We start from the raw sequence: 19,661 nt of genomic DNA on the forward strand, positions 1-19,661 counted from the left end.
TATAAAGTATAATCGAAATCAGGTGATTAATATGTTGAACGAACCAGTTACAAGTATAAAAGGAATAGGTGCAGAGACCGCTGAAGCACTGGCAGATATGAATATTTTTACTGTCGGCGACCTTTTGGAGCATTTTCCGTTCCGCTATGAGGACTACCGGCTTAAAGACCTGTCAGAAGTCAAGCATGAGGAAAGGGTTACAGTGGAGGGGAAAATCCACAGCGAGCCTTTGCTGACTTATTATGGGAGAAAACGGTCGCGCCTGACGATAAGAGTCCTTGTCGGCCGTTATTTGATCCAGGCGGTATTTTTTAACCAGCCTTACTTAAAAAAGAAGTTTGCCATCAATGATTCTGTCACGATTACCGGAAAGTGGGATCAGCACCGCCAGATGATTTCCGCCAGTGAAATTCATCTTGGGGAGAATGCAGCTTCCAAGGATTTTGAACCTGTATACGCAGTGAAAGGCAGCATTACGGTAAAAGGCATCCGCAGATTCATTGGCATGGCGTTCAGCCAGTATGCTGACAGTATTGCGGAGACACTGCCTGAGCGGCTTCTTGAGCAGTATAAGCTCTTGAACAGGAAAGATGCCCTCAGGGCGATGCATTTTCCGGGCGGACCCGAGGATTTGAAGCAGGCAAGGCGCAGATTTGTTTATGAAGAATTTTTATATTTCCAGCTTAAAATGCAGGCGCTCAGAAAATTCGAGCGTGAACAGTCAAAAGGGATTGTCCAGACGTATGACTTGAAAAAGCTGAAAGAATTCATCGGATCGCTTCCCTTTCCTTTGACTGGAGCCCAAAAAAGAGTAGTGAACGAAATCCTGTCTGATATGAAATCCCCATACCGGATGAACAGGCTCCTGCAGGGTGATGTAGGCTCCGGCAAGACGGTCGTAGCTGCCATCGGTTTATATGCAGCAGCAACAGCAGGCTATCAGGGGGCACTGATGGTCCCGACAGAGATACTTGCCGAGCAGCATGAGAAATCGCTGAAAGAGCTGCTGGAGCCTCAGGGCCTGTCGTGTGAGCTGCTGACAAGCTCTGTCAAGGGAAAGAAGAGAAAAGATATCCTAGCCAGGCTTTCGGAAGGGGAAATTGATGTTCTGATCGGTACCCATGCCCTCATCCAGCAGGAAGTCGAGTTCAAGCGGCTCGGATTTGTCATAACAGACGAACAGCACCGGTTCGGCGTAGAACAGCGCAGGGTGCTCCGTGAAAAGGGTGAAAGCCCTGATGTCCTGTTCATGACAGCAACTCCGATTCCAAGGACGCTTGCCATAACGGTGTTCGGGGAAATGGATGTATCTATTATTGATGAGATGCCTGCAGGCAGGAAGACAATCGAAACTTACTGGGCAAAGCAGGAAATGCTGGACCGGATTCTCCAATTCATGGAGAAGGAGCTTTCCAAAGGAAGGCAGGCATACGTCATTTGCCCGCTGATTGAGGAATCGGACAAGCTGGATGTCCAGAATGCAATCGATGTCCACAGCAATCTGACATTCTATTATCAGGACCGGTATAAAGTAGGGCTGATGCATGGCAGGCTCCATCCGGAGGAAAAGGATGGAGTGATGAAAGAGTTCAGCCGCAACGAGATACAGATCCTTGTATCTACAACTGTCGTTGAAGTTGGGGTCAATGTGCCTAATGCTACCATTATGGTAATCTATGATGCAGAGAGATTCGGGCTGTCCCAGCTGCACCAGCTGAGAGGAAGGGTCGGAAGGGGAAGCGAACAGTCTTATTGCATCCTCCTTGCCGATCCAAAATCAGAGGTCGGGAAAGAACGGATGAAAATCATGTCTGAGACCAATGATGGCTTTGTTCTCAGTGAAAAGGATCTGGAACTGAGGGGGCCTGGAGACTTTTTCGGCCGCAAGCAAAGCGGCATGCCTGAATTCAAGGTGGCAGATATGGTCCATGACTACCGCGCTCTTGAAACGGCACGGAATGATGCATCGAAGCTGATACAGTCCAGCATCTTCTGGGAAGGTCCGGAATATGGGATGCTAAGGGAATATCTTAAAAATACAGGCGTATTCCATGGGGAAAAGCTTGATTGAAGCGGGAAGCAGACGGAGACAGAACGGAAAAGTTCTGCCTTGCGCTCTGCTTTTTTTTTGTATATACTGCTATTAGTACCTAGTCTTAATATCTCGGCGGTGGAGGATATGAGAAAAAATAAAAAAGAACGCCAGCAGCTGCTGGTTGAAACGATAAAGGATAATCCCTTCATTACAGACGAGGATCTGGCCGACCGTTTTTCAGTCAGCGTCCAGACCATCCGGCTCGACCGTCTCGAGCTTTCCATTCCCGAGCTGAGGGAAAGGATCAAAAATGTTGCGGAGAAATCTTTCGAGGATGAAGTAAAATCCCTTCCCATAGATGAAGTCATTGGGGAAATCATTGACATAGAACTTGATAATACGGCGATTTCTATATTTGATGTAAAAGAAGAGCATGTATTCAAAAGGAACCGGATTGCCCGAGGCCACCACCTTTTTGCACAGGCCAATTCACTGGCTGTCGCTGTCATAAATGACGAGCTGGCACTAACGGCTAAAGCGAGCATACAGTTTACCCGCTCAGTACACCAGAATGAGAGGGTAATCGCAAAAGCAAAAGTCGTTAAGATCGACAACAGCTCTGGCAGGACACTTGTAGAGGTTTCAAGCTTTGCGAACAATGAACTGGTTTTCAAAGGCGAGTTCGACATGTTCCGTTCCCACAGAGAAGCATGAAAATAATCCGTTAACAAGCAGGGGATGATGCAAAATGATGAAGATAGCGATAGATGCAATGGGCGGAGACAATGCCCCAAAGGAAATTGTACTCGGGGCCATGAAGGCTGCAGCAGAATTCAAGGACATACATATTACACTCGTCGGTGACGAAAAGAGAATCAGGGAGCATCTCACAGTGAGTGAGCGGATCGAAATCATCCATACAGAAGAGATGATCCTTGGCACCGATGAACCGGTCAGGGCAGTGCGGAGGAAGAAGGATGCTTCTATGGTCCTCGCAGCCAGGCAGGTCGCTGATGGCAATGCTGATGCATGCATTTCAGCCGGGAATACAGGCGCACTGATGGCAGCAGGGTTATTCGTTGTAGGAAGGATTGAGGGCATTGAAAGGCCGGCATTATCGCCGACTTTGCCGACAATAGATGGCAAGGGATTCCTCCTGCTTGATGTAGGGGCAAATGTCGATGCCAAACCTGAGCACCTTCTGCAGTATGCCGTCATGGGATCGATATATTGCGAAAAAGTCAGGGGCATCTCCAATCCCCGAGTAGGCCTTTTAAATATCGGCACAGAAGAAAAAAAAGGAAATGAACTGGCCAAGAATGCATTTGGACTGATCAAGGATGCCGGACTGAATTTTGTCGGGAATGTAGAAGCAAGGGATCTTCTGGAAGGTGCGGCAGATGTTGTCGTCACTGATGGATTTACAGGGAATATGGTTCTGAAGACGATAGAAGGCACCGCCTTATCCGTCTTTAAAATGATGAAAGAGGCGATGACAAGCAGCCTGAAGAGCAAAATGGCAGCAGCAGTGCTGAAGCCGGACCTTGTCCAGCTGAAATCAAAGATGGACTATTCGGAGTACGGCGGAGCCGGGCTGTTCGGACTGAACGCTCCTGTCATCAAGGCCCATGGTTCCTCTGACAGAAATGCGCTCTACAGCGCAGTCAGGCAGACACGTGAAATGGTGCAGAATAATGTGGCGGAAACAATAAAGGCAGCAGCAGGAAAGCTGCCTGCAACAGGCAGGGAATAGCCTGCAGATTTCTTTGAAAAGGAGAAGAGAAAATGGGGAAAATTGCATTTTTATTTCCTGGCCAGGGCTCTCAGACTGTTGGCATGGGGAAATCTTTGGCAGAATCAGATAATAAAGTAAAAGCTGTCTTTGATCAGGCAGACCAAAGGCTGAATGATAAGCTATCAAGCCTGATATTTGAAGGGCCGCAGGAGACACTGACATTAACGGTCAATGCCCAGCCGGCGCTTTTGACGACAAGCATTGCCATTCTCGCTAAGTTCCGTGAGTCAGGAATCAGAGCTGATTATACAGCCGGACACAGCCTTGGTGAATATACTGCTCTTGTCGCTGCAGGCAGCATCTCTTTTGAAGACGCGGTGCATGCGGTAAGAAAAAGAGGCGAGTTCATGGAGGCGGCGGTTCCAAACGGTGAAGGCACGATGGCAGCAGTCCTCGGCCTTGGCAGGGATGAACTGCGTGCGGTGACAGAGGAAATTTCAGGGAAAGGACATCCGGTACAGCTGGCAAACCTGAATTGCCCCGGCCAGATCGTAATATCCGGCTCCAGGCAGGGCGTTGAGCAAGCTTCTGCAAAAGCGAAAGAAGCAGGCGCCAAGAGGGTCCTTCCGCTTGATGTCAGCGGACCGTTCCACTCATCTCTGATGAAGCCGGCAGCAGAGAATCTGCGGGGTGTCCTGGACAGCATCACGGTTTCCGATGCGCAAATTCCAGTCATCTCCAATGTCAGTGCCGCCGAAATGACGGAATCAGGGGATATTAAAGAAAAGCTTGTCCAGCAGCTCTATTCCCCGGTGCTGTGGGAGGATTCTATTGAAAGGATGATCGGCCTCGGAGTCGATACATTCATTGAAATCGGCCCAGGAAAAGTTTTATCAGGGCTTGTGAAAAAAGTAAACCGCTCAGCCAAAACATATGCTGTTTCAGATGAAGCAAGCTGTGCGGCTGCAATTGAGGCATTAAAGGGGGAACCGCAATGAAGCTTGAGGGCAAGTCAGCGATCGTAACAGGCGCTTCCAGGGGAATTGGCCGCGAAATTGCATTGGAGCTTGCGAGGCAAGGAGCCAATGTGACAGTCAACTATTCCGGAAGCGAAGCAAAAGCTAACGAGACTGTTGAAGAAATTAAGGCGCTCGGCCGTGACGCATTTGCTGCAAAGGCAGATGTATCAGACAGTGAGGCTGTAACGGCCATGATGAAAGAGACAATCGAAAAATTCGGAAGCATTGATATTCTTGTCAATAATGCAGGCATCACCCGCGATAATCTTCTTATGAGAATGAAAGAGGAAGAATGGGATGAAGTCATCAGCATCAATCTCAAAGGTGTCTTCCTTTGCACGAAGGCGGCAACAAGGCAAATGATGAAGCAGCGCAGCGGCAGGATCATCAATGTATCATCGATCGTCGGTGTCAGCGGCAACCCTGGACAGGCCAACTATGTTGCCGCAAAGGCAGGCGTCATCGGCTTGACAAAAACTTCTGCAAAAGAACTGGCTACAAGGGGAATCACCGTCAATGCAATTGCCCCTGGCTTCATCTCGACTGATATGACAGACAAGCTTAATGAAGAAGTGAAAGAGCAGATGCTGTCAGGAATCCCCCTCGGACGGCTTGGCGAACCTTCAGATATTGCAAAGGTAGCCTTATTCCTGGCTTCTGAGGACAGCCGCTATATGACAGGGCAGACCCTCCATGTTGACGGCGGAATGGTGATGTAGAAGCCTCTTCAGCAGACAAAAGAAAAAATTGTTAGGCTGGACATTTATTAATCTGCTAAAATGCTCTATAATGTCTTGAGGGGAGGTGACAAGCATGGCAGATGTGTTAGAACGTGTAACAAAGATCATCGTAGATCGTCTTGGTGTTGAAGAGTCTGAAGTAACATTGGAAGCTTCTTTCAAAGAAAATCTTGGCGCAGATTCCCTGGATGTAGTTGAACTGGTTATGGAACTGGAAGATGAATTCGATATGGAAATCTCTGACGATGATGCAGAAAAGATCGCAACAGTCGGCGACGCTGTGAATTACATAAAAGCTAATGTGTAATCGTTAGATTGAGCAAAGCTCCGTTTTGAACGGGGCTTTCTTCTATAAAGGCGGATACAGGGATGATTCACATGCCGGCAGAGCCCGTGCTTCCTGATGAATCGGCCCATTGGTCCAAGAGGCTGGAAGCTGCCTGGAATATTCAGGATGCTTTCAGGTTTTTTTGCGTTTTTAAGAATTATTACGTAAACTGATAATGTATGTAAACTATTAGCAAGGTGGAGGCAATATGCGCAAGAACAATAAAGACCAAGAGAAAAAAGCATACCGCGCGGCAGAAATGCAATTCAGGGAGTTCCAGAAGAAAATCGGGATTTCCTTTGAAAATGAAAAGCTGCTGAAGCAGGCTTTTACACATTCATCGTATGTGAATGAGCATCGGAGAAAGCCGTATGAAGATAATGAACGGCTGGAGTTTTTAGGGGACGCCGTACTTGAACTGACTGTATCCCAATTTTTATACAAGAAATATCCCATGATGAGCGAAGGAGAGCTGACAAAGCTGAGAGCGGCAGTTGTGTGTGAGCCATCCCTGGTTACATTTGCCAATGAGCTTGAGTTCGGGAAGCTCGTCCTTCTCGGCAAAGGGGAGGAAATGACAGGCGGAAGAGAGCGTCCGGCTTTGCTTGCAGATGTGTTCGAGGCATTTATCGGCGCATTATACCTGGAAAAAGGGATAGATACAGTCATCGGATTTTTAGAACAAACGGTCTTTCCAAAAATAAATTCGGGTGCTTTTTCTCATGTGATGGATTTCAAGAGCCAGCTTCAGGAGCTCGTCCAGCGTGATGGAGCGGGTGCAATTGAGTATAAGATCCTTCAGGAAAAAGGCCCTGCACACAGCAGGGAGTTTGTCTCACGTGTTTCCTTGTCAGGGAATGAGCTCGGGACCGGGACAGGCAGATCGAAAAAAGAAGCAGAACAGCACGCGGCACAGATGGCGCTGGAGATTTTAAAATCCCATTTGCAGAATGACTCAACATCCCAAGAAAATCAACCGAGAAGCTAGGAGGGATATATCAGTGTTTCTGAAACGGCTAGATATTGCAGGCTTTAAATCCTTCGCCGAGAAGTCCTCTGTCGATTTTGTCCCTGGCGTGACAGCTGTTGTCGGCCCGAATGGGAGCGGCAAAAGCAATATTACAGACTCCATCCGCTGGGTGCTTGGCGAGCAGTCCGCGAAGTCCCTGAGGGGATCGAAAATGGAGGATATCATCTTTGCCGGGAGCGACAGCAGGAAATCGCTGAATTTTGCAGAGGTGACCCTGACCCTTGATAACGAAGACCAGTTCCTCCCGCTTGATTATAATGAAGTGAGTGTTACGAGGAGAGTCTACCGCTCAGGGGACAGTGAATTTTATATAAACAGCCAATCATGCCGCCTGAAGGATATCATCGATTTGTTCATGGATTCAGGCCTTGGGCGGGAGGCATTCTCCATTATAAGCCAAGGGAAGGTAGAAGAAATCTTAAACAGCAAGGCTGAGGACCGGAGGAGCATTTTTGAAGAAGCGGCCGGAGTCCTGAAATATAAAACAAGGAAGAAAAAGGCTGAGGCCAAGCTTCTTGAAACCCAGGAAAACCTGAACCGGGTGAATGATATCGTCTATGAGCTCGAAAGCCAGGTGGAGCCGCTGAAGATCCAGTCTTCCATCGCCAAGGACTACCTGCAGCAAAAAGAAGAGCTGGAAAAAATCGAAGTTGCCCTTACAGCCTTTGAGATTGAGGACCTTCACGGAAAATGGGAGGCTCTTTCCGCCGTGCTTGAAAAGCTGAAAAAGGAAGAAGAAGCTTTGGGCGGTGCGATCGGGGAAAAGGAAGCTGAAATCGAAGTGGCAAGGGCAGGCATTGCAGACCTTGATGAGTCCATCAATGATCTGCAGGGTGTGCTGCTTCATGCCAGCGAGGAGCTGGAAAAGCTCGAGGGCAGGAAAGAAGTCCTCAAAGAACGGAAGAAAAATGCTTCCCATAATAAAGAACAGCTGAAGAGAAATATAGAAGAGCTGGGGGAAAAGGAAGCTTCTCTTAAAGAAAGAAAAGCAATGCAGCAGGAGATTGCCGATGTTCTTCAGAGAGAGGCAGCTGAGCTTCAGAAAAAGCTGAGAGAAAAACAGGCTGAGCTGAAGCTTTATAGTGAAAATACCGAAGAAAAAATCGACTCTCTCAAAAGTGATTATATTGAATTGCTGAACAGGCAGGCTGCTTTTAAAAATGAATTTCAATATATCGGCCAGCAGCTGGCCCAGCAGGGAGCAAGATCAACCCGGCTTGAGTCAGACAATGAAAAGTTTCTTTCGGAACGAAAGCAGATAGAAGACCAAAAGAAAGAAATCATTGGCAGGCTTGAACAGATACAGGGCGAGCTTGAGGAACAGGTCCGCCTTTTCAAGAATGAGCAGGCAAAGACCGAATCTTTGAAAACGAACTATCAGAAGCAGGAAACGACTCTTTACCAGGCCTATCAGTATCTTCAGCAGGCCAAGTCCCGCAAAGATATGCTGGAAGAGCTGGAGGAGGACTATTCCGGCTTCTTCCAGGGAGTCAAAGAAGTGCTGAAGGCAAGGGGCGGCGCACTTAAGGGCATTGAAGGCGCAATCGCTGAGCTGATTGCGGTGCCGAAGCAGTATGAGACTGCGATTGAAACCGCTCTTGGCGGTGCGATGCAGCATGTTGTGGTAGCGAACGAAGAGAATGGCCGCAGCGCCATCCAGTTCCTGAAAAAGCATTCATACGGCCGGGCGACCTTCCTGCCGCTGAATGTCATTAAAGGAAAGTCGCTGTCACAGGGCCAGCTGCAATCGCTAAAGCTGCATCCATCTTTTATCGGTGCTGCCGCTGACCTGGTATCTTTTGATTCAAAGTATGAAGAGGTCGTTAAAAACCTTCTCGGCAATGTCATAGTTTCAAAGGATCTAAAGGGAGCCAATGAAATGGCAAAGATCCTTAATTACAGAAGCCGGTTTGTCACAATGGAAGGCGATGTTGTAAACCCGGGCGGCAGCATGACAGGCGGCGCCGTCAAGCAAAAATCCTCTTCTTTGCTCAGCCGGAAGACAGAGCTTGAAGAGCTGAAAGAACGTTTGGCCGAAATGGATTCCAAGACGCAGCTGCTGGAAGAGCAGGTGAGAAGGGTCAAGGGAGACATAAACAAGCAGGAAGAACTGATTGAAAACCTGCGCAGATCCGGTGAAGAACTGAGGCTGAAGGAAAACTCCCTGAAGGGCGATCTCCGGGAAGTGGAGATGGCTGAGAAGAACATAAATGAACGCCTTTCCTTGTATGATATGGATAAGTCGCAATCTGCCGAAGAGTCCCAGAAGCTTTCAGCCAGGAAATCTGCACTTGAGCTCGAGCTTGAGAAGATGCAAAAAAGCATCACTGGCCTGGAGGAAGAAATCGAGGTGCTCACACAGCAGAAAAACACTAGGATGACCTCCAAGGAAACGCTCATGGACATGATCGGCGAGCTAAAGATTACGCTGGCATCCAAGAACGAACAGCTGAACTTCGCTAAAGATACTTTCGCGTCCATTGAGGGAGAGCTGGCGGAAACATCAGAGAAGCTTCAGACCTTCAAGGAAGATTTGTCGCTGCTGTCATCAGAGCTGACCAGCAGCTCTTCAGGAGAAGAAGTGCTCGAGGAAGCCGCAAGGAAGAAGCTGAAAGATAAGCAGGAAGCCATTGACTTGATTTCTTCCAGGAAAGAGGAGCGCCTTAAACTCCAGGAAACACTTGAAGACCTGGAGCTTTCAGCCAAGGAGCTCCGCCGCCTTCATAAGGGCATGACTGAGAGCATGAAGGATGAGGAAGTGCGATTGAACAGGCTGGATGTTGAACTGGATAACCGCCTTGCCCATCTCAGGGAGGAATATCTGCTTACCTTTGAAGCAGCCAGGGAGGAGTATCCGCTCCACATTCCTGCTGAGGAAGCACGCAAAAAGGTTAAGCTCATCAAATTGTCCATTGAGGAGCTAGGGACAGTGAACCTGGGTTCCATTGAGGAATATGAGCGCGTATCAGAGCGCTATGAGTTCCTGCTGGCACAGAAGAATGATCTGCAGGAAGCGAAGGACACTCTCTTCCAGGTAATTGATGAAATGGATGAAGAAATGAAAAAAAGATTCAGGCAGACATTTGAAGGAATCAGATTCCATTTTGAGTCTGTCTTCCAGGCGCTGTTTGGCGGAGGCAGGGCAGATCTAAAGCTGACACAGCCTGACGATCTGCTTAATACAGGCGTTGACATCGTTGCCCAGCCGCCAGGCAAGAAGCTGCAGAATCTGGGGCTCTTATCAGGCGGGGAGAGGGCGCTCACGGCAATCGCGCTGCTATTCTCAATCCTGAAGGTGCGCCCCGTACCGTTCTGCATCCTGGATGAAGTGGAGGCTGCGCTCGATGAAGCCAACGTCCAGCGCTTTAGCCAATATCTGAAGAGATACAGTGAGGAAACACAGTTTATCGTCATCACCCACCGCAAAGGGACGATGGAAGAAGCAGACGTCCTGTACGGTGTAACGATGCAGGAATCAGGTGTTTCAAAGCTTGTCTCAGTCAGACTTGAAGAAACCCGGGAGCTTGTTCCGCAATAGACAGGCAAAATATGCCGGAAAAGGGGTGTACGCTCTTTTTCCGGCGATACATACAGATGAATGAGAAGGAAGTGAACAGATGAGTTTCTTTAAAAAACTGAAAGATAAAATTACGAAGCAAACCGATACAGTGACAGAAAAATTCAAGGATGGCCTGACAAAAACGAGGGATAATTTTTCCGGCAAGGTCAATGATCTTGTAGCGAGGTACAGGAAGGTCGATGAGGACTTCTTCGAAGAGCTTGAGGAAATTCTCATTCAGGCTGACGTGGGCTTTGACACGGTCATGGAGCTTGTAGAAGAGCTGAGAATGGAAGTGAAGCGCAAAAACATCCAGGACCCGCAAGGCGTGCAAAGCATCATTTCCGAGAAACTGGTTGAAATATATGAGGGAAGCGGGGAAGCATCTTCCGCTTTGAATATCCAGGAAGGCGACCTGACAGTCATCCTGTTCGTAGGTGTGAATGGGGTCGGCAAGACAACCTCAATCGGCAAGCTGGCGCATAAGTTCAAGTCTGAAGGAAAAAAGGTGCTCATGGCCGCAGGGGATACTTTCCGTGCTGGGGCCATCGAGCAGCTTGAAGTCTGGGGAGACCGGGTCGGCGTCGAAGTCATCAAGCAGGCAGAAGGATCTGATCCGGCAGCTGTTATGTTTGATGCCGTCAGGGCTGCGAAATCAAGGAATGCAGATATCCTTCTTTGTGACACCGCAGGACGCCTGCAGAACAAGGTCAACCTGATGAAGGAGCTTGAAAAAGTCAAGCGGGTGATCGAAAGGGAAATCCCCGGCGCCCCGCATGAAGTATTGCTCGCCCTTGATGCAACAACAGGGCAGAATGCCATGATCCAGGCAAAAACCTTCAAGGAAGCAACAGATGTGAGCGGAATCGTCCTGACAAAGCTTGATGGCACCGCAAAAGGCGGCATCGTCCTGGCCATCCGCAAGGAACTCGACATTCCCGTCAAATTCGTCGGCCTCGGAGAAAAAATGGACGACCTGCAGGAATTCGACGCAGAACGCTATGTCTACGGGCTATTCGCTGACATGGTCGAGAATGCGGAAGAGTAAATTCTAAGAGGTAAGCAGCTGCATATGCAGCTGCTTTTATTTTGGAGAGAAAGGGTACGGTTTGGGTTAGCATCATATTGTAGTATCAAAAGTCCATAGTGCTACCATTCGCCTTTTATTTAATAAGCATAAACTTGCTGCAAAAAAATTGGAGCTCGTTGATTGGAGTGGAAGGCACGAAGACTCCTGCGGGATTGCAGCGGCAGAGCTGAGACCCCGCAGGAGGTACGACGAGGAGGCTCAGCGCCGCCCCGCGGAAAGCGAAGTGCCTGGAACGGAAATCAACATCCCCCTTGTTAAAAAGGTAAATACTGAGCTAGTGAAAGGATATTGAAAGCCCCCCTTCCTTATCTGCAAACTATCCTAGTTTTAATGATTTGGCAGTCTGCAAAACGCAGGCTGTTTTTTTTTGCGCTTTAATTGGATTTTTTTCTCATTCCTTGTAGGGACATCCTGATTTATTTCGTCTATTATACATGAGCCGGAAAGGCAAGCCCTGCAATAGATTTATATTTTCTAAGAATTGCAAACTTTTGCCGGCTCCTGTTCGTCTATTGTAGTGGAATAATAATCTGGGGGGAGTTTTTTTGCGTAAACATACAAAAGCAATCATTGCTGTGATTGCTGCATTGCTGCTGTTTCTTATCTTAAACCAGCCTGCTTATGCAGCACCGGCAGACATCAGCATTTCAGTAGAAGCAGGTCTGGACGGAAAAGTTAAAAGGGGAAAAGGCTTTCCCTTGACTATCAAAGCTGAAAATACAGGAGAGGCGTTCAGCGGGGATCTGCTGATTGATTTTCACCCTTCCTATAATTCCGGCGGAGCCATGAGCATCAAGGCAAATCTGCCGGAAAATTCTTCGAAAACCTTTCACATAACAATACCGGGCAATTCGGAGGACCACCCATCATCATATCAGAACCTCCCTGCCATCCACCTTTATAAAGGGAGCTGGAAGGACGGGAATAAAGTCAAGTTCTCCGGCGACACGAAGCTGAAGGCGAAATACATAGAAGGCGGAGAAATGACAATGGGCATCCTGAGCGAGGACTATGACCGGCTCAAGGAGCTGAGGATCCTTCCCTCTGCAGCGGTAGAGACACTTGAGCTGAAAAAAGAACAGCTGCCTGAAGAAGGGCTCGGGCTTGAAATGCTCGACTATCTCCTGCTCGACGAATTTGCTGTTTCCGACCTGACAGAGGCCCAGCAAAATGCCATTAAGGATTGGGTTGGGAATGGTGGAATACTGATTGCCGGTGCAGCTCCTGATGCAGGCCAATCCCTGGGTGCCCTCTATACTCTTCTGCCGATGAAGCCGGATAAAGAAGGGAAGTCTTCTGCCTCCTTTCTTGCGGATAAAGGAGAGAATGAGCCTCCTTTCAAGGAGCTGCCTATGTTTTACGGCCCTGTCGAAAATCAGGCGGAAATCCTCTCGCTTAGTGGGAATGTCCCTGCAGCAGTGAAAGCTGACTATGGAAGCGGCACAATCCTGCAGACTGCCTTTTCACTCGGCGATGAGCCGCTGTCTTCCTGGACTGGCTACAGCAGGTGGTTTGGCGGGATTCTGCAGTCAGTCCCTGCACCATCTGCCGCAGGAAGCCAGTATGGACCGGATATTTATGATCCGCTGACCTATGAATTTGCTGAAGCGAATGAATATTTCCCTGCTTCCAGCTTTTCAATTGGTCAGCTCTTGCTGCTGCTCATCGGCTATATAATCGTCATTGTCCCGATCCTTTATTTTATTTTGAAGAAGCGGGACAAACGCGAACATGCCTGGTGGATCATCCCTTCTTTGGCTGTGCTGATGTCAGTGGCCATTTTTGGCATCGGGGCAAAAGACAGGCTTGGACAGCCTCAGGTCAATCAACTGGGCGTCTATAAAGCAGTGAACAGCCAGCTTATCGGTATTCAGGCGGCAACCCTGCTTTCAAACACAAGCGGTGAATATGCATTTTCTGTTCCCCGCGGGGAATTCAATGCGATTCCCAGCACTTTGAACAGAGCGGGGACAGATCATTCCGGCGGCGGTGTCATTGAACAGAGCCGCAAGGAAACGAGGATTGTTTTTAATGCAGTAGAGTATTGGTCATCCAGGACCATATTCGGCAAATCGCAAAAAGAAAAGGAAGGCGGCCTGGAGGCTGATCTGACGCTTAAGGACAAACGGCTGTCAGGCACTGTGACAAATAGCTTTCCATATGATTTTGAGGAGCTGTATATATGGACCGGCTCGAATAAGATCAATGTCGGCAGCCTGAAAAAAGGTGAAAGACTGAAAGTCGACGAAAAAGTGAAGAATGACTTTCTCACCGCCCCGTATATGTCGGGCGCCGGCTATGGCTATCCGGGGCCGAACCAGGATCTGGATCTCATGAAGAAAGAAAGGCTTGAATATGCTGCATCTGCCTTCCTTTTCTCAGGGAGCGGGACTGCTGAAGGCCCGATGCTGGCCGGACTTACGAAGGACAGTGTCATTGAGGCGGATCTTCTGTCCAAAAAAGAAAAAGTTTCGGGCCTGAATCTCATCTTTGAACCATTTGAAGCGAAGGTTGATTTTACAGGCGAGTTTTCCCTGTCCAATGAGGTGCTTGATACCGAGCTTGAGGCGGTGCAGGGCATGGTTTACGAAAAGAACGTCAATGGCAGCAAAGATCAAATGATGGCTGATGATGGGGAATATCAGTTCATTGCATCTCTGCCTGCACAAGTGAAAGGAAAATCCCTGGCATTCAGTGAGCTGTCCGTATCGACGAAGGCCAAATTTGCTGAATATGCAGTCCTGAACCATGAATCTGGCGAAATGGAGCCGTTCGAATCAAAGCTCACTATCCAGGAAGATATCGGACGCTATATTGGCAAAGATGGAAAAGTGGTTGTCCGCATTATCAAGACATCGAAGGACCCTCAAATCACGATGCCGAAAATAACGATTAAAGGGGAGGCATCCTAATGATAGAGATTATTGATTTAACAAAGAGATATGGTAAATTTACAGCCCTGAACAGCTTGAACCTCCAAATAGAAAAAGGTTCGGTCTTCGGGTTTGTCGGCCAGAACGGCGCAGGCAAATCGACCACCTTCTCTATTCTGGCGACACTGTTGGCGCCTACATCTGGAACCGCCTATGTAAATGGCTATAATGTCGCTGACGAGCCGAAGATGGTTCGCCGGCAAATCGGCTATATGCCAGATTTTTTTGGTGTTTATGATCAGCTGAAGGCAGAAGAGTATCTCCATTTTTACGGTGCCAGCTATGGGATCGATTTCAATGAAAGGGAAAAGCTTATTCCCCAGCTCCTGGACCTGGTCAACCTTGAGCACAAACGCGATTCTTACGTTGACCTGCTCTCAAGGGGAATGAAACAGAGGCTCTGTCTGGCAAGGAGCCTCATCCATGACCCGGAAGTCCTTATCCTCGATGAACCTGCATCAGGGCTCGACCCGCGGGCGCGCGTGGAAATGAGGGAGATATTGAAGGAGCTGAAGGACATGGGCAAGACCATTCTTATTTCTTCACATATCCTCCCGGAGCTTGCAGAAATGTGCGACACGATCGGGATCATCGATCAAGGGATGCTGGTAGCAGAAGGGTCAGTCACAGAAATACAGGCAAAACTGCGCGGAGAGAAACTGATCATGGTCAAAGTCCTTAAGGATGTGCACAAAGCCTTTACATTCTTTGAGGACACTCCTGGTGTGAGCGGGCTAAGACCCGGGGAAGGTGAAAATTTACTCCAGTTTGTCTACAAAGGGGATGATGCCGGCCAGATTGCTCTGCTGAAAAACGCGATAGAAGCCGGTCTTTCAATTGCAAGCTTTGCAGAAGCGGAAACCGACCTTGAAGATGTATTCATGGAAATTACGAAAGGAGTGGAACTTTCATGAAAAATTTTGCCGTAAATCCCGTCCTGAATAAAGAAATAAAACTGCGGTTCCGCTCGTTCAAGAGCTTTCTCGGCGTATTATTTTATCTCCTGGCATTAGGAGTTATTATATTGGGTTTCATTTTTATTAATATGATGTCGAACAGCCAGGGGTATTTCAAGCCTGACCAGAGCAGGGAGATGTTCATTGTCCTGTCCTTTCTGCAGCTTGCCCTGATATTGTTCATTACACCCGGGCTGACAGCAGGGGTCATCAGCAGTGAAAGAGAGAGGCAGACCCTTAATATCATGCTGACGACGACACAGAGCTCCGCGAGCATCATCATCAGCAAGCTCGTATCTGCTATTTCCTTCCTGCTCCTGCTTATCATAGCCAGCCTTCCGCTTTACAGCATCGTATTCCTGTTTGGAGGGGTATCTCCTGGACAGGTGGCCCTGACACTCGGATTCTACATCTTTACGATCATGGTTTACGGCAGCCTTGGGGTATTGTTTTCAACGCTGATCCGGAAAACAGTCGTTTCTATGGTTACAACCTATGGGGCCACACTTTTTCTGGTCGGGGGAACGGCATTTCTGACGATGATTCTGATGCAGTTAGGGAATATGAATCCAAATGTGCAGACAGACAGCCCGTTTGCTTATTTTACCGCCATGCTGAATCCTGCCATGGTCCTTCTCGGCATTTTTACACCTGACTTTCTGAGGGAGCTTGCTAATGAGACAGGAATCGAATTTCCGCTCTGGATCGCCCACCTGATCGCAAGCTCGGTGATTTTTGTGCTGGCGCTGCTGATCAGCATAAGAAAGCTCAGGCCAAATATGAAAAAGGGATAGGAGTTGTCAGCGTATGGCCAAACAAAACAGGGAGCAGTTCTTAAATCTGCTGAAGCCTGTCCGGCGCCAGCTTCTCTTTGCAGCTGCAATGAAGGAGCTTCAGCTTCTCCTTTTTTACGGAGGTGCCTCCATACTTATCGTCCTGCTTTTGGCCCGGACGGTGGTCATCACAAATCTGCCGGTATATCTTTTTGCAGCTGCTTTTGCGTCTCTATCTTTTTCTTTCTGGAGGTTCTGGATCCGGAAGCCGGTCTTTCGGGAGGCAGCTGCCGTTTACAACCGCTTTGTACCTGATGACAGGGTGCTTACGGCATACTCACTATTGAACAGCGAAGGGCTAATGGAGCTGCTGCAGCTTGAAGAGGCCTTAGCTTATATGAAGAGGGACCAGGCATCTGTCCTGAAACGCAAAAAGCAGTTCTTCTACCCTAAATGGTTCCTCGGAGCGCTTGCTGTTCTTCTCGCCGTTTCAGCCGCCGCTTTTCTTCCCAGCACGAAAATGGAAAGAGCAAGCCAGCTTGACGAAGAAAAAGAAATTGTAGAATCCGCTGAAAAACAGCTCAATGAAAAAGCAGAGAAAGAGAAGAATCCGGAAACAAGGAAGCTGATAGAGGAAACGGCAGATGAAATCAGCAAGCTTGACTCTTCCGCAGAGGCTTTGAAAGAGCTTGAAAAAAAGAATAAGTCGCTGGAGCTGCAGAAAATGAAGGAGCAGGAAAGGCAAAGGAAGCTAGAAGAAACTAAAAGCCGGCTTGATAATGCCGGCTTAAGCTCCCTTGCGGCTGCACTGGATAACAAAGACCTGAACAAAGCGATGGATGAGCTGAAGGAACTGCAGAAAAATCTGGAGGAACTTTCAGATAAGCAAAAAGAAGCTCTCCAGGAGCTGGCTCAAAAGGACGGGCCTTTGACAGATGAAGAGCTCGATAAGCTGGCACAGCAGCTGGAGCAAGCCTTAAACTCCTCCGATGCATTGTCCAGGCTCGCTGCCGCACAGCAGGCTGTCGGCCAGGCAGGGACAAAACTCCACAGCCAAATGTCTGCTAATGGAATGAATCCGGGACAGCTGGCTCTCTCAGGATCCACCGGACAGCCCGCCCCCGGGCAGAGTCCTGGCCAGAGCACAGGCACGGGCGCCCAGCAGCCTGGCAAAGGAAACGCCGGGAATGGATCCGGAAGCGGCTCAGGCTCAGGCACCGGCTCAGGTTCAGGTTCAGGCTCAGGTTCAGGCTCAGGCTCAGGCGGATCGGGTTCAGGCTCAGGCGGAATGGGATCAGGTGCCGGACTTGGCCAAGGCTCGAGGGAGCTCCTGACTGTGCCGGAAAGGATTACGGGCCAGGTGAATACGGAAACTGATTCAGGCCAATTAGGCGATGGAGGGCCGGCCGGACAAAGCGAGGGAGCCGGGCCCATCCTGCGGGGGAGCGCCAGGCCGTACAGCGAAGTCTATGAATCTTATGAAAGATCTTACCGGGAAAGCTCTGAGCGCTACAAGCTGCCTGATGAACTGGCAGAAATCGTAAAAAACTATTTTACAAATATAGATCCTGATGGAGAGTGAGAAATATGGCGTCAATTGAAGAGAAGGCAAACCAATTTAAAGAAGCAGCTGCTATCCTGGATAAAGTGAAGGAAGAAATCAGGTCATTTATCGTCGGGCAGGAGGACGTGATCGATCAGGTGCTGTGGAGCATCATCGCCGGCGGCCATGTACTGCTTGAAGGCCTCCCCGGCATGGGGAAGACCATGCTGGTCAAGACAATATCGGAAAGCATGGATCTGAAGTTTTCGCGGATCCAGTTCACTCCTGACCTCATGCCATCCGATATAACAGGAACCATGCTTCTGCAGCCTGACGGGAGCGGGAAGCAAGCTTTTGTTTTTCATGAAGGGCCTTTATTTGGAAACATCATTCTCGCAGATGAAATCAACCGTGCGACGCCGAAAACACAAAGTTCGCTGCTAGAAGCGATGGGGGAAAAAACAGTCACAATCATGGGTGAGACAAAAATGATGGACCGCCCATTCTTTGTTCTGGCTACCCAGAACCCGATTGATATGGAAGGGACCTATCCTCTTCCTGAAGCACAGCTGGACAGGTTCATATGCAAAATTCAGGTCTCATACCCGACGAAGGAAGAATTGAAAGAGATCGTATTAAGGACGACAGGGACCCGGACTGCCTCCGTTCAAAAAGCAGCTGCAAAAAAAGATGTATTGGAGATCCAGGCTTTGGCGAAGGAGATTCTGGTCAGTGAAGAAATGATTGATGCAGCTGTATCGATCATTTCAGCCACACATCCAGAGTCGCCGGATGCAACGGGGATGGTCAGGCAGTACATCCAGTTCGGGAGCGGCCCAAGGGGACTGCAGAGCCTGATCATGATGGCGAAAGCAAGGGCAATGTCACAGGGGAGATACCATGTTTCCATGGGAGATTTAAGGAAGGCAGCGCTCCCGGTGCTCCGCCACCGCCTCATCGTAAACTTTGAAGCTGACAGCAGCGGCATTTCGGCAGATGAAATCATCCGGGATCTGGTCGAATCCAGAAATCCTGCCAGGGATGGCCGTCAGCATGCATAAAGGAGGCGGACTTCTTTCAAGGCTGCAGAAAAAGCGCCTGCAGGTCAAAACGAAGAAGCGCGGCGCCCATAAAGGGACAAGGCAGTCCAGCGGCTTTGGTTCTTCTCTTGAATTTTCCGATTTCAGGCTCTATCAGCCGGGAGACGATGTCAGGCAAATCGACTGGAATGTTTTCGGTCGCACCCAAAAGCATTATATAAAGCGGTTCCTCGATGAACAGGAGATTTCAGCTGCTGTTTATCTGGACACATCCTCTTCCATGCAAAGCATTGACCAAAAATGGAAGCTGGCTAAAGAATTGGCCGCCTCACTCTGCTATATCGCCCTTTCAGGTGGAGACAGGCTCTATTTCGCCTCTTTGCCCTCTGGAAGTAAAGCCTCTCTCAGAAGAAAAGGAGCCAATTACAGCAAGCAGGTATATGCAGAAATCCTCCAGCTGGAAGGTGCCGGAATCAATGAGGGTTATTCAGACCATTTAAGCCGTGCCCTGCAAAAAAACCAGCAGCTGTCCATCCTCATTACCGACACTATGGAGCCGCTCAGCGTTCTTGAGTCTGCAATGAAAAGGATAGGGGCCATGAAGCAGGATTTCTGGCTGCTGCAGATTCTGGCTAAGGAGGAAGCCGAGCCGAATTACAGTGGAGATATCAGGCTGATTGACAGCGAATGCAGTACTTCTGTTAATGTCAGTATGAATCCCGTGATTGTTGATGGATATAAGAAGAGGCTGGAAGAGCATGGCAGGCAGCTTGAGGCGGCCTGCAGGAAATATGGGGGGCAGTTTGTACCGATTACAGCTGACACAGACATCCAGACCATTTTATTGCGCATCCTGCCTGGTAAAGGCATGTTGAATTGA

At 48.9% G+C, this 19,661-nt stretch carries 15 protein-coding genes; all 15 read left to right on the forward strand.

Annotated elements, in window-relative coordinates; all coding sequences use genetic code 11:
• The first annotated feature begins 22 nt into the window (after nucleotides 1–22).
• The 15 genes from recG to N288_RS08895 all read left to right on the forward strand — a co-directional run bounded on the left by recG (nucleotide 23) and on the right by N288_RS08895 (nucleotide 19,661).
• Entirely contained in the window at nucleotides 23–2,071 is a 2,049-nt protein-coding gene (gene recG, locus N288_RS08825) for an ATP-dependent DNA helicase RecG (protein WP_410110755.1), read from the forward strand.
• A 108-nt stretch (nucleotides 2,072–2,179) separates the two neighbouring features.
• Nucleotides 2,180–2,749 carry a transcription factor FapR gene (fapR, locus tag N288_RS08830; RefSeq protein WP_009795951.1) on the forward strand — a complete coding sequence of 190 codons (570 nt, stop codon included), beginning with the start codon at nucleotides 2,180–2,182 and terminating at the stop codon, nucleotides 2,747–2,749.
• Between the two features lie 37 nt (nucleotides 2,750–2,786).
• On the forward strand, nucleotides 2,787–3,788 hold the full coding sequence (gene plsX / locus N288_RS08835) for a phosphate acyltransferase PlsX (protein WP_035403531.1): 1,002 nt from the start codon (nucleotides 2,787–2,789) through the stop codon (nucleotides 3,786–3,788).
• Between the two features lie 32 nt (nucleotides 3,789–3,820).
• Complete coding sequence (gene fabD / locus N288_RS08840; RefSeq protein WP_009795949.1) at nucleotides 3,821–4,768, forward strand: ACP S-malonyltransferase; 948 nt, start codon at nucleotides 3,821–3,823, stop codon at nucleotides 4,766–4,768.
• Nucleotides 4,765–5,508: a 3-oxoacyl-[acyl-carrier-protein] reductase gene (gene fabG, locus N288_RS08845; protein WP_009795948.1), complete on the forward strand. Its 744-nt coding sequence runs from the start codon at nucleotides 4,765–4,767 to the stop codon at nucleotides 5,506–5,508. Before fabD ends, fabG begins: the two co-directional genes overlap by 4 nt.
• 94 nt (nucleotides 5,509–5,602) lie before the next feature.
• Entirely contained in the window at nucleotides 5,603–5,836 is a 234-nt protein-coding gene (locus N288_RS08850; protein WP_009795947.1) for an acyl carrier protein, read from the forward strand.
• A gap of 229 nt (nucleotides 5,837–6,065) precedes the next feature.
• Entirely contained in the window at nucleotides 6,066–6,845 is a 780-nt protein-coding gene (gene rnc / locus N288_RS08855) for a ribonuclease III (protein WP_009795945.1), read from the forward strand.
• A gap of 13 nt (nucleotides 6,846–6,858) precedes the next feature.
• A complete protein-coding gene (gene smc, locus N288_RS08860) occupies nucleotides 6,859–10,425 on the forward strand; it encodes a chromosome segregation protein SMC (protein WP_009795944.1) in 3,567 nt (1,188 codons plus the stop codon).
• 79 nt (nucleotides 10,426–10,504) lie between these two features.
• Entirely contained in the window at nucleotides 10,505–11,494 is a 990-nt protein-coding gene (gene ftsY, locus N288_RS08865) for a signal recognition particle-docking protein FtsY (RefSeq protein WP_009795943.1), read from the forward strand.
• Between the two features lie 587 nt (nucleotides 11,495–12,081).
• A complete protein-coding gene (locus tag N288_RS08870) occupies nucleotides 12,082–14,448 on the forward strand; it encodes a hypothetical protein (protein ID WP_009795941.1) in 2,367 nt (788 codons plus the stop codon).
• Nucleotides 14,448–15,383 carry an ABC transporter ATP-binding protein gene (locus N288_RS08875; RefSeq protein ID WP_009795940.1) on the forward strand — a complete coding sequence of 312 codons (936 nt, stop codon included), beginning with the start codon at nucleotides 14,448–14,450 and terminating at the stop codon, nucleotides 15,381–15,383. The genes N288_RS08870 and N288_RS08875 overlap by 1 nt, the downstream gene beginning before the upstream one ends.
• Entirely contained in the window at nucleotides 15,380–16,219 is an 840-nt protein-coding gene (locus N288_RS08880; RefSeq protein WP_009795939.1) for an ABC transporter permease, read from the forward strand. Before N288_RS08875 ends, N288_RS08880 begins: the two co-directional genes overlap by 4 nt.
• Nucleotides 16,220–16,232: 13 nt before the next feature.
• The gene (locus N288_RS08885; protein ID WP_009795938.1) at nucleotides 16,233–17,780 is read left to right on the forward strand and encodes a hypothetical protein; all 1,548 of its coding nucleotides are present in this window, start codon (nucleotides 16,233–16,235) and stop codon (nucleotides 17,778–17,780) included.
• Nucleotides 17,781–17,785: 5 nt separating this feature from the next.
• The gene (locus tag N288_RS08890) at nucleotides 17,786–18,802 is read left to right on the forward strand and encodes an AAA family ATPase (RefSeq protein WP_009795937.1); all 1,017 of its coding nucleotides are present in this window, start codon (nucleotides 17,786–17,788) and stop codon (nucleotides 18,800–18,802) included.
• Nucleotides 18,795–19,661, forward strand: a complete 867-nt coding sequence (locus tag N288_RS08895; RefSeq protein ID WP_022543709.1) for a DUF58 domain-containing protein — start codon at nucleotides 18,795–18,797, stop codon at nucleotides 19,659–19,661. Before N288_RS08890 ends, N288_RS08895 begins: the two co-directional genes overlap by 8 nt.

Source organism: Bacillus infantis NRRL B-14911 (assembly GCF_000473245.1).
Taxonomy (GTDB): domain Bacteria; phylum Bacillota; class Bacilli; order Bacillales; family Cytobacillaceae; genus Bacillus_AB; species Bacillus_AB infantis.

Coding starts and splice junctions, on each gene's coding strand:
- fapR (WP_009795951.1), top strand. CDS start 2,180: ATGAGAAAAAATAAAAAAGAACGCCAGCAGCTGCTGGTTGAAACGATA.
- plsX (WP_035403531.1), top strand. CDS start 2,787: ATGAAGATAGCGATAGATGCAATGGGCGGAGACAATGCCCCAAAGGAA.
- fabD (WP_009795949.1), top strand. CDS start 3,821: ATGGGGAAAATTGCATTTTTATTTCCTGGCCAGGGCTCTCAGACTGTT.
- fabG (WP_009795948.1), top strand. CDS start 4,765: ATGAAGCTTGAGGGCAAGTCAGCGATCGTAACAGGCGCTTCCAGGGGA.
- N288_RS08850 (WP_009795947.1), top strand. CDS start 5,603: ATGGCAGATGTGTTAGAACGTGTAACAAAGATCATCGTAGATCGTCTT.
- rnc (WP_009795945.1), top strand. CDS start 6,066: ATGCGCAAGAACAATAAAGACCAAGAGAAAAAAGCATACCGCGCGGCA.
- ftsY (WP_009795943.1), top strand. CDS start 10,505: ATGAGTTTCTTTAAAAAACTGAAAGATAAAATTACGAAGCAAACCGAT.
- N288_RS08875 (WP_009795940.1), top strand. CDS start 14,448: ATGATAGAGATTATTGATTTAACAAAGAGATATGGTAAATTTACAGCC.
- N288_RS08880 (WP_009795939.1), top strand. CDS start 15,380: ATGAAAAATTTTGCCGTAAATCCCGTCCTGAATAAAGAAATAAAACTG.
- N288_RS08885 (WP_009795938.1), top strand. CDS start 16,233: ATGGCCAAACAAAACAGGGAGCAGTTCTTAAATCTGCTGAAGCCTGTC.
- N288_RS08890 (WP_009795937.1), top strand. CDS start 17,786: ATGGCGTCAATTGAAGAGAAGGCAAACCAATTTAAAGAAGCAGCTGCT.
- N288_RS08895 (WP_022543709.1), top strand. CDS start 18,795: ATGCATAAAGGAGGCGGACTTCTTTCAAGGCTGCAGAAAAAGCGCCTG.